The sequence below is a fragment of the Mesorhizobium sp. P2_A12 genome, from assembly GCF_056405075.1.
In genome coordinates, this window is record NZ_JBFUCU010000001.1 from 618,822 (window position 1) to 634,259 (window position 15,438).

Annotated in this window: 13 protein-coding genes; 9 read left to right on the forward strand and 4 right to left on the reverse strand. The window is 63.5% G+C overall.

Annotated features, from left to right (window positions below; genetic code table 11):
• Positions 1–2 precede the first annotated feature (2 nt).
• From AC1DZU_RS03000 to AC1DZU_RS03015, 4 genes are all read right to left on the reverse strand, one after another.
• On the reverse strand, positions 3–1,031 hold the full coding sequence (locus tag AC1DZU_RS03000) for a zinc-dependent alcohol dehydrogenase family protein (RefSeq protein ID WP_477281584.1): 1,029 nt from the start codon (positions 1,029–1,031) through the stop codon (positions 3–5).
• A gap of 20 nt (positions 1,032–1,051) precedes the next feature.
• Positions 1,052–2,827 carry a TRAP transporter large permease gene (locus AC1DZU_RS03005; protein ID WP_477281586.1) on the reverse strand — a complete coding sequence of 592 codons (1,776 nt, stop codon included), beginning with the start codon at positions 2,825–2,827 and terminating at the stop codon, positions 1,052–1,054.
• Complete coding sequence (locus tag AC1DZU_RS03010) at positions 2,824–3,408, reverse strand: TRAP transporter small permease subunit (protein ID WP_477281588.1); 585 nt, start codon at positions 3,406–3,408, stop codon at positions 2,824–2,826. The genes AC1DZU_RS03005 and AC1DZU_RS03010 overlap by 4 nt, the downstream gene beginning before the upstream one ends.
• A 186-nt stretch (positions 3,409–3,594) precedes the next feature.
• The gene (locus tag AC1DZU_RS03015) at positions 3,595–4,500 is read right to left on the reverse strand and encodes a branched-chain amino acid ABC transporter permease (RefSeq protein WP_477281590.1); all 906 of its coding nucleotides are present in this window, start codon (positions 4,498–4,500) and stop codon (positions 3,595–3,597) included.
• Positions 4,501–4,642: 142 nt separating this feature from the next.
• On the opposite strand from AC1DZU_RS03015, the gene AC1DZU_RS03020 reads away from it, so the two are divergent.
• The 9 genes from AC1DZU_RS03020 (at position 4,643) to AC1DZU_RS03060 (ending at position 15,434) form a co-directional block, all read left to right on the forward strand.
• Positions 4,643–5,254 carry a CGNR zinc finger domain-containing protein gene (locus AC1DZU_RS03020; protein ID WP_477281592.1) on the forward strand — a complete coding sequence of 204 codons (612 nt, stop codon included), beginning with the start codon at positions 4,643–4,645 and terminating at the stop codon, positions 5,252–5,254.
• Positions 5,247–5,783 (forward strand): hypothetical protein, encoded by a 537-nt coding sequence (locus tag AC1DZU_RS03025; protein ID WP_095082973.1) that lies wholly within the window; start codon positions 5,247–5,249, stop codon positions 5,781–5,783. The genes AC1DZU_RS03020 and AC1DZU_RS03025 overlap by 8 nt, the downstream gene beginning before the upstream one ends.
• A 200-nt stretch (positions 5,784–5,983) precedes the next feature.
• Complete coding sequence (locus tag AC1DZU_RS03030) at positions 5,984–9,463, forward strand: indolepyruvate ferredoxin oxidoreductase family protein (protein WP_477281594.1); 3,480 nt, start codon at positions 5,984–5,986, stop codon at positions 9,461–9,463.
• Between the two features lie 141 nt (positions 9,464–9,604).
• The gene (locus AC1DZU_RS03035; RefSeq protein ID WP_477281596.1) at positions 9,605–11,920 is read left to right on the forward strand and encodes a putative bifunctional diguanylate cyclase/phosphodiesterase; all 2,316 of its coding nucleotides are present in this window, start codon (positions 9,605–9,607) and stop codon (positions 11,918–11,920) included.
• Positions 11,921–12,168: 248 nt separating this feature from the next.
• Positions 12,169–12,876 (forward strand): N-acyl amino acid synthase FeeM domain-containing protein, encoded by a 708-nt coding sequence (locus AC1DZU_RS03040; protein WP_477225572.1) that lies wholly within the window; start codon positions 12,169–12,171, stop codon positions 12,874–12,876.
• 116 nt (positions 12,877–12,992) lie between these two features.
• Positions 12,993–13,142: a DUF3096 domain-containing protein gene (locus AC1DZU_RS03045; RefSeq protein WP_019862764.1), complete on the forward strand. Its 150-nt coding sequence runs from the start codon at positions 12,993–12,995 to the stop codon at positions 13,140–13,142.
• Positions 13,143–13,418: 276 nt separating this feature from the next.
• A complete protein-coding gene (locus AC1DZU_RS03050; protein ID WP_477281599.1) occupies positions 13,419–13,643 on the forward strand; it encodes an aa3-type cytochrome c oxidase subunit IV in 225 nt (74 codons plus the stop codon).
• An 85-nt stretch (positions 13,644–13,728) separates the two neighbouring features.
• Positions 13,729–15,009, forward strand: a complete 1,281-nt coding sequence (locus AC1DZU_RS03055) for a Re/Si-specific NAD(P)(+) transhydrogenase subunit alpha (protein WP_457152755.1) — start codon at positions 13,729–13,731, stop codon at positions 15,007–15,009.
• Entirely contained in the window at positions 15,009–15,434 is a 426-nt protein-coding gene (locus tag AC1DZU_RS03060; RefSeq protein ID WP_091581083.1) for a proton-translocating transhydrogenase family protein, read from the forward strand. Before AC1DZU_RS03055 ends, AC1DZU_RS03060 begins: the two co-directional genes overlap by 1 nt.
• The last annotated feature ends 4 nt before the right edge of the window (positions 15,435–15,438 follow it).

The window sequence follows — 15,438 nt, forward strand, 5'->3', positions numbered from 1 at the left end:
GCTCAGCCCGGGTGCGGCACCACCAGCACCTTGACCTCGCCGGGCGCCGGCGGATTGGCGATCACCGCTGCCGCGTCTTCGAGGTCCACTTGTCTGGAGATCAGCCGGTCGATCTCGATTGTGCCCGATGCAATGAGTTCGGCGGCGCGGCGATGCGTGTAGGGATTGAGGAAGGAGCCGAGCACTTTCAGTTCCCGGAACAGCAGGTCGAAGGGCTCGAATTCCGCTTTCATGCCTTGCGGCGTCACGCCGACGATGACGACCGTGCCGCCGGCGCGGGCCAGCCGCATCGACTGCTCGACGGTCTCCCGCACGCCCGCGCATTCGAAGACGACGTCGACACCGCCTGGCGCCAGGCCCGTTGCCCCGGCGACGGCGTCGATGACGTCGGCGGCGGTCGGATCGACCGTCGCCGTGGCCCCGAGATCCTCGGCGAGCGCGCGCCGCGAGGCTTGCCTGGTCGACAAGATGATGGTCGTGGCACCGGCCAGACGCGCCAACTGCACGGTGAGCAGGCCGATCACGCCGCCGCCGAGCACGGCCACCGAACTGCCTGGCCTGATTTCGGCCAGGTCCACGCCATGCAGGCAACAGCCGAGCGGTTCGCAGAAGGCACCATGCGTCGGCTTCAGGCCGGCAGGCACGATGAAGGCCTGCTTGTGCGGCAAGGCAAGATATTCGGCAAAGCCGCCATCGCGATGAATGCCGATGGCGCGCAGGTTGCTGCAGAGGTTGACCCGCCCGGCATGACAGTGCGCGCAACGCCCGCAGGCGATGTTGGGGTCGCCGGTGACGCGGTCGCCAACGGCAAAGCCGGAGACGGATTCTCCGACCGCCTCGACGATGCCGGAGAATTCATGCCCGGGCGTCACCGGCGGCGTGCACGGGAATTCGCCATGGAACAGATGCCGGTCGGTGCCGCAGACGCCGCAGGCTTCAACGCGCACCAGAAGCTCATCCGGCCCGATGTCGGGCTTGTCGACCTCGCGCAGGGCGATGCTGCCCACCGCTTCCAGTCGCACAGCTTTCATGATCCTGGCCATTGCCGGGTTCAGTTGAAGCTTGGCGGTTGCGACAGGTCCGGCTGCGGGGGCGCCGGTTTGGCCGGCGGCGTGTCGCCGAAACTCGGTGGTTGCGACAGATCGGGGGCTGCAGGGGCCGCCGGCGCCGTGCCGCCGCCGGCCGGCGGTGTGCCAAGCGGCGACAGGCCGGGTATTTCCGGCACCTTGTAGTCGATCGTGCCGGGATCGACCACCGTGCCCTTGTAATGCATCACCATCTGCGGGAAGGCGATGGTCAGCCCGATCATGATCACCTGGATGCAGACGAAGGGCACCGCGCCCCAATAGATCTGCCCGGTGGTGACGGGTGCGATCTGTTTGCCGGTGATGCGATCGAGATAGGGCACGCGCGCCGCGACCGAGCGCAGGTAGAACAGCGCGAAGCCGAAGGGCGGGTGCATGAAGCTGGTCTGCATGTTGACGCCCAGAAGCACGCCGAACCAGATCAGGTCGATACCGAGCTTGTCCGCGGCCGGCGCCAGCAGCGGCACGATGATGAAGGCGAGTTCGAAGAAGTCGAGGAAGAACGCCAGGAAGAAGACCAGCATGTTGACGCCGATCAGGAAGCCGACTTCGCCGCCCGGCAGCGAGGTCAGCAGGTGCTCGACCCAGATATGGCCGTTGACGCCGTAGAAGGTGAGCGAGAACACCCGCGCACCGATCAGGATGAACAGGACGAAGGACGACAGCCGCGTCGTCGAGGTCAGGGCCTGCTTGACCACGTCCAGCGACAGCCGCCCCTTTGCCGCCGCCATGATCAAGGCACCGACAGAACCCATGGCGCCGCCCTCCGTCGGGGTGGCGATGCCGAGGAAGATGGTGCCGAGCACCAGGAAGATCAGCGCCAGTGGCGGGATCAGCACGATGATCACCTGCTGCGCCAGCCTGGACATCATGTTGAAGTTCAGGCGTTTGTCCGCAATTGCCACGACGTAGATGAAGAGCACACCTGCAGTGGCGCCGAGAATGTCGGCATTGTCGCCATGCGCCGGCGCGAGATACCGATACGCTGCGTAGGAAACCGCAAACGTGACCAACAATGCCACCAGCAGCGACACGACGCCGTGGCCGAGCGTGCGGGCCTCCAGCGGCAGTGCCGGCACCGACGCCGGCCGGACGATCGACATGATCAGGATGTAGAGCGCGTAGAGGCCGGTCAGCACCAGGCCCGGGATCAGCGCGCCCGCATACATGTCGCCGACCGAGCGGCCGAGTTGGTCGGCCAGCACGATCAGCACCAGCGACGGCGGGATGATCTGGGCGAGCGTGCCGGATGCCGCGATGACACCGGATGCCAGCCGGCGGTCATAGCCGTAGCGCAGCATGATGGGCAGCGAGATCAGGCCCATGGCGATGACGGATGCCGCCACCACACCGGTGGTTGCCGCCAGCAGCGCGCCGACGAAGATCACCGCGTACGCAAGGCCGCCACGGATCGGCCCGAACAGCTGGCCGATCGTGTCGAGCAGATCTTCGGCCATGCCGGATCGTTCAAGCACGATGCCCATGAAGGTGAAGAACGGAATGGCAAGCAGCGTGTCGTTCGACATCACCCGGCTGCCGTAGAAATTATCCGGCAGTGCGTGCAGAAGCGGCCAGGCCAGATTGATCGATCCACCGGAATAGGGCGAGAGAAGCACGCCGATGAAGAAGAACATCAAGCCGTTGGCGGCCAGCGAAAAGGCGACGGGGTAGCCGATCAGCAGGAAGATGATCAGCGAAGCGAACATGATCGGCGCCATGTTCTGGGCGATCAACTCCATCATGAGCGCACCTCGTCGGCCAGCGCCTTGGCCTCGAGTTCGGCCTGCTCATGTGCCGATATGAACGGATTTGGGTCGTCCATGTCGCCGCGCATGATGGCGATCTTCTTGATGATCTCGGAGATGCCCTGCAGAGCGAGCAGGAAAAAGCCGACCAGCAGGATGGCCTTGGCCGGCCAGATGATCAGTCCGCCGGAGTTGTTGGACATCTCGCCGCTTCGAAACGACAGCGACACATAGGGAACGAAATAGATCACCATCAGCGTCACGAACGGCATCAGGAAGAGGATGTGGCCGAGCAGGTCTATCCAGTGCTGCACGCGGCGCGAAAACATGCCGTAGACGATGTCGATGCGGATATGTTCGTTCTGCTTCAGCGTATAGGCGGCAGCCAGCATGAAGGCGGCGCCGAACAGATACCACTGCAGCTCGAGCCAGGCGTTCGAGGATATGTCGAAGATCTTGCGGATGATGGCGTTGGCGGCGCTGACCAGGATCGCCAGCAGGATCAGCCACGACACCCATTTGCCGATGAATTCGTTCACGCGATCAATGGTCCTGGATAGAGCGAGAAGCCCTGCCATGCATTCCTCCCTGTGCCGGAGGCGTGCCGGCTTCCCCTAAGGTCCGTCACGCCGCGTGGTCCAACGGTATGCCGCGCGTGGCCGGACCGGTCAACAAGGATGGAGGCAGCAAACGTCATCGCATCGGAGGGCAGGTCCGGATATTGGCGATTTGCCCCGGCGTCATGCAACCAAAGTCTGATGGTTTCAGGCGATCTTGCTGGTGTCGCGGCCGGCGCCGATCAGCACCAGCATGGCGACCAGGAACAGATACATCCAGGCGTCGCGCCATTCGACCGGGAAATAGCCGGCCCACAGCGATTCGGCCATGCCGAACGCGGCCGCTCCGAGCGCTGCGCGCGGCGGCGAGAGATAGCCGCCGACCGCGGTCACGAACAGGATCTTCAAGCCGTAGACGAGACCCGAGCCGAAACTGACATTGCCGTAATAGAGGCCGGCCATGACGCCGGCCAGCGCGGCGCAGAAACCGCCGAACAGCACGGCATGCCGGAACACCGCGCGCACGTCGACACCGCACATGGCGGCCGCCTTTGGGTCGTCGGAGACGGCGCGCCAGCGCCGGCCGAAGCTCGAGCGGGCGAATGCCCACGCAGCCAGCACGATTGCCACAAGCACCACCGTGCAGTCGATGAGCTGGATGAGCGTCAGCGTTGCCTTGAAGGTTGCGTCCTGCGCGAAAATGACGGGCTGCGCCAGCATCGGCGGCAGCCACAGATCATGGGTGTCGGCGGCGATGCGGCTTGCCTCGGACAACAAAAGCAGGATGCCGAGCGTCGTCACCACGATTGCATTGGGCGAGCGGTCGGCCAACGGTTCGAAGACGCTGCGCGACAGCACGTAGCTGACCAGCGCGGCATAGAGGAAAGCCGCGAAGACGCCGAGGGCCACAGCAGCCAGCAGCGTCAGCCACAGCACCTGATAGCCGAAGGCCGCGGTGAGGATCATCGTCTGGCCGCAAAAGGCAAACAGCGCGCCATAGGCAAGATTGGTGCGGTGCAGGATGCCGTTGGTCAGCACGTAGCCGAAGGCCAGCAGCGCGTAGAGCGCTCCCGAATGCAGCCCGTTCAGCACCTGCTGGAAGAAATAGAGCATGCAAAACCCTCGGATCATGCCGTCCAGAAGCAACTGACGTGACGACGACATGTTCAAAAAGGCTGCGGGGAACCGCATCCCTACAGAGGTTGCATCTCTGAATCTAACTTGTCAAATGCGATTTATCGGTTAGATTTCGAGCATGACAGTATCCTGGACCCCGCACCGCTTCACCGGCGGCCTGCTTGCGCTCGACACGACGAACACCGTCGTGCTGCGCGGCGATCCGGAGAGAACGTTCGACCGCTTCGATGATCCGGCCGAGATCGCCCGCTTTGCCGATGCGGCGAGCCGCTTTCGCGCCGCCGAGCTAGGCGACCGACAACTGGCCGTATCGTCGCCCGTGGCAATCGCGCCCGTCGTGCTGTCGATCCGCGAGGCGACGGACCGGCTGTTTCGTGGCGCGGTGTCGAAAGGCACGGTGGCCACCGCCGATCTGCCGGGGTTTTTGAGCGCCTGCGCCGAGGGGTTGGCTGGCAGCCAGACCGAAATCGGGGCGCCGGGAAGGCCGTTCGGCGACCCCGTGACGCCGATCGCCTTCGAGGCGGCGCTGGCGGTTTCCGCTCTGTCGCTGCTGCGCGACGACACCGTCGCAAGGCTGAGGATCTGTCCCAACTGCACCTGGCTGTTCGTCGACAGAAGCCGCAATTCCAGCCGTCTTTGGTGCGATATGGCGGTATGCGGCAACCGTCAGAAGGCAAGTCGTCATTATCGTCGCCGCCGCATGGCGGCCAATGAGGTTAAGGATGCTTAGAAGTCTTTCCCGCTCGATCGTTGTCGGCGCTGCGCTGATTGCCGCCGTTGCGCTCGGTGCCTGCCGCGATACCGGCAACGACGAAGGCAAGCTGTTCGAGATTTCGGGCAAGATATTCGTTTTCAACTACCGTCTCGCCAGGGCGACCTATGTCGTCACGCTGCGGCCGCTGCAGCCGATGGGAGACGGCCAGGTGGCGGTCGCCAGCTTCCAGGATCCCGCCGGCGGCGCGCCTTTGGTGGTCGAGCAGAAGGTCTGGCCGAAGCTCGACAAGGTGACCCTTGAGAGCCCGGCCCTGACCTGCGTCGTCAAAAACAAGCCCTATGCGATTGCCATCAGCATCAAGGGCGCCGATGGCGCGATCCTGCAAAAGATCGACACCACCTTGATGTCGACGGAGGACCAGTCGGTGCTGCCCGACCGGCCGCTGGTCATCGATCAGCTCTACACGGCCAATCCCGATCTCGTCGGCCATCCCGACGGCAAGTTGCCGGGCGAACCGAAGCCGGATTGCTCGAAAGGCATCTGACGCGCAGAAATTTTAGTGCGCTAGCCAGCGTCCGTGGATCGGTTTTGCACCCGATTCGGGATCGCCGCGGACCGTTCGTTGCGCGTCGCCTGGTACCTTCGATTTTGTTTGACCTGCCTTGCAAGGGGAGAAAGGATGCGTCATCCGACTCCGAACGTTGGCTGCCTGCTCCCACGCGGCCTCCGCAGAGGAAATGCCTGATGACGCTGCATGATGTCGCGCTCGACGACAAGTTCGACCTCGCAAAGGAGCGCATCTTCCTGTCCGGTGCGCAGGCGGTCATCCGCATGCTTCTGATGCAGCGCGAGCGCGACCGCCGCGCCGGCCTCAACACGGCGGGCTTCGTTTCCGGCTATCGCGGCTCGCCGCTCGGCGGCCTCGATATGCAGTTGTGGAAGGCCAAGAAGCAGCTCGCCCAGGCCGATATTGTCTTCCAGCCCGGCCTTAACGAGGAGCTTGCCGCCACCGCTTGCTGGGGATCGCAGCAGGCGGAACTGCTGGGCGAGGGCACCCATGATGGCGTCTTTTCGGTCTGGTACGGCAAGGGGCCGGGCGTGGATCGTTCGGGAGATGTGTTCCGCCACGCCAATCTCGCCGGCTCGTCCAAACATGGCGGTGTGCTCGCCCTGATGGGCGACGACCACATGGCCGAATCATCGACCAACGCGCACGCCACCGAATTCCTGTTCGTCGACACCATGGTGCCGATCCTCAACCCGGCCGGCGTCCAGGAGATCATCGATTACGGCCTCTACGGCTTTGCCATGTCGCGCTTTGCTGGCACCTGGGCGGCGATCAAATGCGTCAAGGACAACATCGAATCGACGGCCTCGGTCGATGCCTCGCTCGAACGGCTGAACATCGTCGTGCCCGATTTCGACATGCCGCCCGGCGGTCTCAACATCCGCCACGAGATCGACATGCTCGGCCAGGAGGAGCGGCTGCATGAATACAAGCGCGCCGCTGCCTCCGCCTTTATCCATGCCAACGGGCTGAACCGCATCGTCTATTCGGGCGGCCGCAACCCGAAGCTCGGCATCATCACGCTGGGCAAGAGCTATCTCGATGTCCGCCAGGCACTGGAGGACATCGGCATCGACGAGGCGGCCGCCAACCGCATCGGCGTGCGGCTGTTCAAGGTCGGCTGCCCCTGGCCGCTCGACCTGCAGCATATCGCCGACTTCGCCCGCGGCCTCGACACCATCGTCGTCGTCGAGGAGAAGCGCTCGCTGATCGAGGTGCAATTGCGCGAAAGTCTTTACGGCACCGCCTCGCAGCCGGTCATTGTCGGCAAGAAGGACGAGCGTGGCGACTGGTTGTTTCCGGCCAAGGGCGCGCTCGACCCCAACGAGATCGCCATCGCGCTTGGCGAGAGGATCGTGCGGACGATCGGTCCGTCGGAAGAGATTTCGGCGCGGGTGGCAAAGCTGCGCCAGTTCCAGGCGATGCTTGCGGATGCCACCGACATCGGCTCGCGCATGCCGTTCTTCTGTTCCGGCTGCCCGCACAATTCCTCGACCAAGGTGCCGGACGGGTCGATCGCCGCTGCCGGCATCGGTTGCCACTTCATGGCGCTGTGGATGGACCGCAACACCCTCGGCTTCACCGCGATGGGCGGCGAGGGTGCGCAATGGGTCGGCCAGGCGCCGTTCTCGAAGCGCGACCACATCTTCCAGAATCTCGGCGACGGCACCTACAACCATTCCGGGACGCTGGCGATCCGCTTCGCACTATCGACCGACGCCAACATCACCTACAAGATCCTCTACAACGACGCCGTCGCCATGACCGGCGGCCAGCCGCACGAAGGCGGCCTGACCGTCGACATGATCGCCAGGCAAGTGCGAGCCGAAGGGATCGACCGCATCGCCATCGTCACCGACGAGCCGGACAAATATGCTGGCAAGGTCGAATTCCCAGCCGGCGCCACCATCCATCACCGCGACGACCTCGATCTCGTCCAGCGCGAGCTGCGCGGCGTCAAAGGCGTGTCGGTGCTGCTCTACGACCAGACCTGCGCGGCCGAAAAGCGCCGCCGCCGCAAGCGCGGCACCTTTCCCGATCCCGACAAGCGGGTCTTCATCAACGAACTGGTCTGTGAAGGCTGCGGCGATTGCGGCGTGCAATCGAACTGCGTTTCGATCCAGCCGGTCGAGACCGAATTCGGCCGCAAGCGCAGGATCGACCAGTCGAGCTGCAACAAGGATTTCTCCTGCGTCAACGGCTTCTGCCCGTCCTTCGTCACCGTGCACGGCGCCAAGATCCGCAAGGCCGAGGGTACGGCTGGCAAGGCCGACCCGCTCGACGGCGTGCCGACGCCCGCCGAATTTCCGCTTGGCGAGCAGGGCTGGGCGGCGATCATCGACGGCGTCGGCGGCACCGGCGTCGTCACCGTCGGTGCGGTGCTCGGCATGGCGGCCCATCTCGAGGACAAGGGCTGCGGCATGATCGACATGGCCGGCCTCGCCCAGAAGGGCGGCTCGGTGTTCACCCATGTCCGCATCGCCCGCACCCCTGACGATATCCACGCCATCCGCGTCTCGGCCGGCAAGGCCGATCTCGTGCTTGGCTGCGATCTCGTTGTGTCTGGCGCCAAGAAGGTGCTGACGGCGGTGCGCGAGGGCCACACCATCTTTCTCGCCAACACAGCCGAGATCATGCCCGGCGAATTCGCCCGGTCGGCCGATTTCTCATTGCCGGTCGAGCGCCTGAAGAAGGCGATCCGCGCCGCCGCCGGCGACGGCAAGGCGCATTTCTTCGACGCAACGCGCACCGCCACCGCGCTGTTCGGCAATTCGCTCGGCGCCAACATGTTCATGCTCGGCTTTGCCTTCCAGCACGGCGGCTTGCCGCTGTCGGCCGAGGCTGTCGAGAAGGCGATCGAGCTCAATGGCGAAGCCGTGGCGATGAACATCGCCGCCTTCCGCTGGGGCCGCCGTGCCGCCCATCAGCCGGATTTCGTGCGAGACCTCGTCGCCCAGCCGGGCAAGACCGGACAGGCCGCCGCGATCGCCGAGACGCTGGATGACATCATTGCCCGCCGCGTCGCTTTCCTGACCGCCTACCAGAATGCCGCCTACGGCAGGCGTTATGCCGAAAGGATCGCCGTCCTGCGCGCGGCCGAAGCCAAGGCCGTGCCCGGTTCGACCGCGGTGTCGGAGGCTGCCGCCAGGAACCTGTTCAAGCTGATGGCCATCAAGGACGAGTACGAGGTGGCGCGGCTCTACACCGATGGCTCCTTTGCCGCCGAATTGGGCAAGCAGTTCCAGAGTTACGAGAAACTCGAATTCCATCTCGCCCCGCCGATCATGGGCCGCCGCGGCAATGACGGCACACCGAGGAAATCGAGCTTCGGCCCCTGGATGATGAAGGGTTTTCGCCTGCTGGCGGCGATGAAAGGCGTGCGCGGCACCGCCTTCGACCTGTTCGGCTACACCGCCGAGCGGCGCAGGGAGCGGCAGCTTCTTGCGCAGTACGAGGCGGATCTGGACCTCGTCGCCAGATCGCTGGCGCCGGCCGGGGTCGATGCGGCAATTGCCCTTGCCTCGGTGCCGGCTCTCATTCGCGGCTATGGCCACGTCCGCCAGGCCAGCGCAGAAAGGGCCGCCGGCGAACGCCAAAGGCTGCTCGAACGTCTGTCGAACACGCCGGCACGGCCGAAACTTCAGGCTGCCGAATGATCGATACGCCTTGTTTACCTGAAGCCCAGTTTCCCAGCCGATCCTGCATCTGCGCGCCCTCGGCAACCGAGCCGAAACCACTGTTCTAAGCCTTTCTTAAGGCGGACGTGGCATGACAGGGCTTAGCGTTGGGCCGACGATATGGGCAGGACAAAGACCGAAAACATCCCACCGGATGTTTATATCCAGTTTGTGCGGTCGTTGTTCGACAACGCCCACATGCTGGTGATTGGCGGCGTGTGCTACTGGATCCTCGGATTCATGATCTACTTTCGCACGCATAATCCGTTGTTCCTGGCTTTCTCTTTTACTCTACTGTCCATCAGCCTCTTCCGCTACTTCGGCATTCGCGCCTTCCGCAAGGCGGGCGGTGTCATAGCCAATGTCGACGAGGCGCAGCGGTGGGAGCGCAACTACATCCTGAAGGGCAGCCTGCAGGGCCTCGGGTTGGGCGCGCTATGCTTCATTTCGATCTATGTGTATCCAGATCCCTTTGCCGAACTGGCCGCGACGTCGCTGGCCATTGCTACCCTGGTCACGGTTGTTGGCCGGAACTACGGATCTCCGCGCATGGTGCGGATTTTTTCCGTGACCTTCATTGGTCCGGCGGCACTTGCACTCTTGCTGCGCATGGATATCCCTTCGGTCGTTCTCGGGTTGATGATCATCCCGTTGACTTTCATCACCATCAACAGCGCCGATCACGTCCGCAACGTGCTTTTCTCGGCCGTCATTGGCCACAAGGAAGCGAGGAAGCTCGCCCTCAGGTTCGATCGCGCCCTCAACACCATGTCGCACGGCCTTGTCATGCTCGGCCCGAACGGCCGCGTGGCGGTGGCGAATGCCGAGGCCGCGCATCTGATGTCGCTCAAGTCACCGGATGCGCTGCTCGGGCGGTCGATCCACGGTCTGTTGATGCGCGGTGTCGCCGGCGGCATGCTGGCGCCGAAGGATTGCCGCTATATCGAGGCCCAGCTGACGCGCGCCCTGCGCGAAGGCCGCGACCGCAAGGTGCTGGTTTCGCTCGCCAACGGCCAGCACTATGAATTCTCGGCTCGCGAGGGCAGCCAGGAGTTGGGCGTCATTACCTTCGAGGACGTCACCGCCCGTGTCGAGGCGGAAGACAAGATCCGCTTCATGGCCCGCTACGACAACCTCACCGGCCTGCCCAACCGGGCCTATTTCCACGAACTGGTCGGCGAGGCCATGGCGTCCGGCGACGGCGACCGTCTCTGCGGGCTGGCAGTGCTCGACCTCGACGATTTCAAGAGCGTCAACGACACGCTTGGGCACCCGATCGGCGACGGGTTGATCTACGCCGTCGCCGAGCGGCTTGCCGCCATTGCCGGGCAAGGCATCACGGTCAGCCGTTTCGGCGGCGACGAATTCATGATCTTCTTCGACCGCGTCGAGGACGAGAGCCATCTGACCGGCCAGCTCGACGAGATTTTCGCCGGCCTGCAGGGGGAGGTCGACGTCGCCGGTCACGGGCTGCGTATCCAGGCCAGCGGCGGCGCGGTGCTGTCGCGGGTCAAGGATACCGATGTCGACGCCATGATCGTCAAGGCGGACCTGGCGCTCTACAAGGCCAAGGAACTCGGCAAGAACAGCTGGCGGCTGTTCGAGGCCTCGATGGATGCCGCCTTCCGCAACCGTCAGCTGATGAAGGCGGATCTGCGCACCGCCGTAGAAAGCAAGGCCCTGCGGGTGGTCTATCAGCCGATCGTGGCGATGAACACCATGCGTATCGCCAGCTGCGAGGCGCTGTGCCGCTGGGATCATCCAGATCTCGGGCCGATCTCGCCCAGCATCTTCATCCCGCTGGCCGAGGAAATGGGCATCATTTCCGAGATCAGCACCTTCGTGCTGCAGGCGGCCTGCACCGAATGCGCCAAATGGCCGGACCAGACGAGCGTCTCGGTCAATCTCTCCGCCAAGGATTTCCGCAGCCGCGACGTCGTCCAGAAGGTTCGTGACGCGTTGATCAGCTCCAGCCTCGCCGCCGGTCGGCTGGAGATCGAGGTCACCGAAACGGCGCTGCTCGACGACAAGTCGCTGACGCGCCAGTACATCGAGGAGCTGAAGCAGCTTGGCGTGCGCATTGCGCTCGACGACTTCGGCACCGGCTATTCGAGCCTGAGCTACCTGCACAAGCTGCCGCTCGACAAGATCAAGATCGACCGTTCGTTCCTGATAGACGTCACTCAGAACAGCCGCTCGCTCGAACTGCTCAAGGGCATTGTCAATTTGTCACGGCCGCTCGGACTTTCCGTGACCGTCGAAGGTGTAGAGACCTTCGAGCAGCTCAAGATCCTGGCCTTGCAGGTCAAACCGGATCTCGTGCAAGGCTTCCTCTTCGGCGCCGCGCTTAGTGCGTCGGGTATCGAGACGATGTCGAGTGCCACCTGGCCATTCGTCGCTGACCTGCGCCTCACCGGCAAGCGGACAGCCAGTTAGTATCCTGCTTTTCGAAGTTGGCTCTTGGCGGCCTCCTCCTCACGCGAGGTAATCATCAGTAGACATTTCCAAACGGACGCCCGGCCGTTAACGTTAACAGAAGGTAAATCAACAATATCGGAATTTCAGCTTGTGTCTCATTTCAGCTCGAATAGCCTATCCGCAGGCGGAATTTTCGAGGACAGACAATGGATGCTGCACGGGCTGTAGGGAGTGCGTCTGGCGGGGTCAGCACGGCTGGGGATTCGGTGTTGAACCGATCGATCATGCAACTGCTGGAGCATGTCGATTATCGCCTTATTACAGGAGGCGAGGATCTGGAGGCGATCTACCGACTTCGCTATAAATCCTACCTGCGCTCAGGCATGTGCGGTCCGATCGCCAGCGGTATGTTCGAGGATCGCTGGGACAATCTGCCCAATTCCTACCGGTTCGGTGTCTATTGCTATGGCGAATTGGTCAGCACGATCCGCTTCCATTACATTTCCAGCGAGCACCCGTATTCGCCCTCCGTCGATGCCTATCCGGAAATACTGATCGAGCGACTTGCCCGCGGAGAAACCTTCATCGACGGAACCCGGTTCGCAACCGATCCCGACAGCGCGCCGGCGCCCGGAGTGCTGCCTTTTCTGACACTCCGGCTTGCCATGGTGGCATCGCGCTACTTTGGCCAGGATTCGGTGCTTACGCCGGTCAAGATCGAGCATTCCAATTTTTATGCCCGTTACTTCAATGCCGTGCAGAGGACCGAGGGCAAAGAGTTTCCGGGCGTTCTTACTCCGATCGCATTGTTCGAAATCCCTGCCGGCGAAAACATGCGCCTGACACTCGAACGGTTCCCATTCTTCAGGTCGACGCCGACCGAACAGCGGCTGATGTTTGCCAATCCGGCCATCAACCGACTGACACCCTTGTCCATCGTGCCGACAGCGAAATATTATCGCGAAGCCGCCTGAGGCCGCGCGATTTTCGCGAAGCGCCTGGAGCTTTCCGGCCACTTCCGCGTTCTGGATGACGTCAAGGGCGCTGCCGCGCCCCGGGCATCGCCGCGCAGTCTTTGAAGGAACCCGACATGCACATCTCGCAGCTCGCGCTCACGCCGCTCATCTCGCTGATCGCCGGCGTGCTGATTCTCATCATGCCTCGGCTGTTGAACTACATTGTCGCGCTCTATCTGATCGTCGTCGGTCTGCTCGGGCTTTTCCCCCATCTTGCCGGCTGAAGCGTCCGTCAGCCGGCGAAGAACGCAGCGTCGCGGCGACGATCGCTTCGGGTGCATCTTCCTGCATGCGATGGCTGATGTCGCCGAAAATGTGAAATTATCACAGCGCGTTGAGTTCCGCTGACAGGGTCGCCGGTGCCGCCTGTGGTCGGGTTCGGGGAGCCGGCTTCAATTTTCCTTTGAGGCAGTTGTCGGCTGCGATGCGGCAATAGCGCCATTGCTCTCGGCCCGGCTTTTCGCTATGTGCCTGAAAGATGTCTTCGAAGGGGTATTGCTATGGCTGATCACACGCCGACCGGTCCTGTCGAACTGGGCGCGAAGATGGACTATGCCGAGCATGACCGCACCTATGCGGGCTTTCTCATGCTGGCCAAATACGGATCGCTCTTTTGCGGCGCCATACTGGTGGCGATGGCTTTCGGCTTCTTTGCGGGCGGCTTCTTTTCGGCGACCATCCTGTTCATTCTGATTCTGGCCGCCGGCGCCTTTATCCTCCGATAGATTTTTCCGATACCTTGTCCACGGCGCCGCCGCGAGGCCGGTCGGCGTCTTGCGGGAAACAGCTTCCGGCCGAAAGGATCATGCGGTGGGACAGACGGTTTTCATCCCTCGTGAACTCGATGCCAACGAGCCGCGCGTGGCGGCTTCGCCCGACACGGTTAAACGGCTGGCGGGGCTTGGCTTCGATGTCGTCGTCGAGACCGGTGCCGGCACGAGGTCGCGTATCCCCGACGAGGAATTCGCCAAGGCAGGTGCCGCCATCGGCAAGGCTGGCGATGTCGCCAAGGCCAATGTGGTGCTGAAGGTCCGCCGGCCGACGGATACCGAGCTGAAGGGCTACAAGCCCGGTACGGCTGTCATCGCCATCATGGATCCCTATGGCAATGACGCCGCAGTCGCGGCCCTGGCCAAAGCCGGTGTCACCGCCTTCTCGATGGAGTTCATGCCGCGCATCACCCGCGCCCAGTCGATGGATGTGCTGTCCTCGCAGGCCAATCTCGCCGGCTATCAGGCGGTCATCGACGGCGCTTCGGAATATGATCGCGCCTTGCCGATGATGATGACGGCGGCGGGCACGGTGCCGGCGGCGAAGGTCTTCATCATGGGCGTCGGCGTCGCCGGCCTGCAGGCGATCGCCACCGCGCGTCGCCTCGGTGCGGTCGTCACCGCCACCGACGTGCGCCCCGCCGCCAAGGAACAGGTCGCCTCGCTCGGCGCAAAATTCCTCGCGGTCGAGGATGACGAATTCAAGGCGGCCGAGACGGCTGGCGGCTACGCCAAGGAAATGTCGAAGGAATATCAGGCCAAGCAGGCGGCGCTCACCGCCGAGCACATCGCCAAGCAGGACATCGTCATCACCACGGCGTTGATTCCCGGTCGGCCGGCGCCGAAGCTGGTGTCGGCGGCCATGGTCGCCTCGATGAAGCCGGGCTCGGTGCTCGTCGATCTGGCGGTCGAGCGCGGCGGCAATGTCGAGGGCGCTGAAGCCGGCAAGGTCGTCACCACGGCCAACAACGTCAAGATCGTCGGCCATCTCAATGTGCCGGGCCGCGTCGCCGCATCCGCCTCGCTGCTTTACGCCAAGAACCTGTTCGCTTTCCTCGAGACGCTGGTCGACAAGACCACCAAGACGCTTGCGATCAACCGCGATGACGATCTGGTCAAGGCAACGATGCTGACCGATGGCGGCAAGGTCGTTCATCCGGCCTTCGCCAAGGCCGACCAGCAGCCTCATGTCGAACCCGCCGCGATCCCAGCCACCACCATGGTCGCCGACGCTTCGGCCAAACCCGCTGCAAAGAAGGCCGCGCCCAAGAAACCGGCCGCACCCAAGTCGCCCTCGTCGAAGTCGAAAGGCATTGCGTGATGGATCAGACCCTGCAGAAAGCCCTCGATCAGCTCGACCAGGCCTCCGCCGCCGTTCGGCTGGCGGTACAGAACATGGCAACGGCGCCCGGCGGTGCCGAAGCGGCGGGTGATGCCGCGCATGCGCTGTCCGGCGGCGCCATCGATCCCTTCGTCTTCCGTTTCGCCATCTTCGTGCTGGCGATCTTCGTCGGCTACTATGTCGTCTGGTCCGTCACGCCGGCGCTGCACACACCGCTGATGGCCGTCACCAACGCCATCTCGTCGGTCATTGTCGTCGGAGCCCTGCTTGCCGTCGGCATCGCCGCCTCCGGCATTGCCGCCGGCTTCGGCTTCGTCGCGCTGATGCTGGTGTCGGTCAACATCTTCGGCGGCTTCCTCGTCACCCAGCGCATGCTGGCCATGTACAAGAAGAAGGACAAGTAGAGCG

What these genes read in the sequence shown, in the direction of transcription:
- AC1DZU_RS03000 (WP_477281584.1), bottom strand. Translation starts at nt 1,031, where the DNA reads ATGAAAGCTGTGCGACTGGAAGCGGTGGGCAGCATCGCCCTGCGCGAG.
- AC1DZU_RS03005 (WP_477281586.1), bottom strand. Translation starts at nt 2,827, where the DNA reads ATGATGGAGTTGATCGCCCAGAACATGGCGCCGATCATGTTCGCTTCG.
- AC1DZU_RS03010 (WP_477281588.1), bottom strand. Translation starts at nt 3,408, where the DNA reads ATGGCAGGGCTTCTCGCTCTATCCAGGACCATTGATCGCGTGAACGAA.
- AC1DZU_RS03015 (WP_477281590.1), bottom strand. Translation starts at nt 4,500, where the DNA reads ATGCTCTATTTCTTCCAGCAGGTGCTGAACGGGCTGCATTCGGGAGCG.
- AC1DZU_RS03020 (WP_477281592.1), top strand. Translation starts at nt 4,643, where the DNA reads ATGACAGTATCCTGGACCCCGCACCGCTTCACCGGCGGCCTGCTTGCG.
- AC1DZU_RS03025 (WP_095082973.1), top strand. Translation starts at nt 5,247, where the DNA reads ATGCTTAGAAGTCTTTCCCGCTCGATCGTTGTCGGCGCTGCGCTGATT.
- AC1DZU_RS03030 (WP_477281594.1), top strand. Translation starts at nt 5,984, where the DNA reads ATGACGCTGCATGATGTCGCGCTCGACGACAAGTTCGACCTCGCAAAG.
- AC1DZU_RS03035 (WP_477281596.1), top strand. Translation starts at nt 9,605, where the DNA reads ATGGGCAGGACAAAGACCGAAAACATCCCACCGGATGTTTATATCCAG.
- AC1DZU_RS03045 (WP_019862764.1), top strand. Translation starts at nt 12,993, where the DNA reads ATGCACATCTCGCAGCTCGCGCTCACGCCGCTCATCTCGCTGATCGCC.
- AC1DZU_RS03050 (WP_477281599.1), top strand. Translation starts at nt 13,419, where the DNA reads ATGGCTGATCACACGCCGACCGGTCCTGTCGAACTGGGCGCGAAGATG.
- AC1DZU_RS03060 (WP_091581083.1), top strand. Translation starts at nt 15,009, where the DNA reads ATGGATCAGACCCTGCAGAAAGCCCTCGATCAGCTCGACCAGGCCTCC.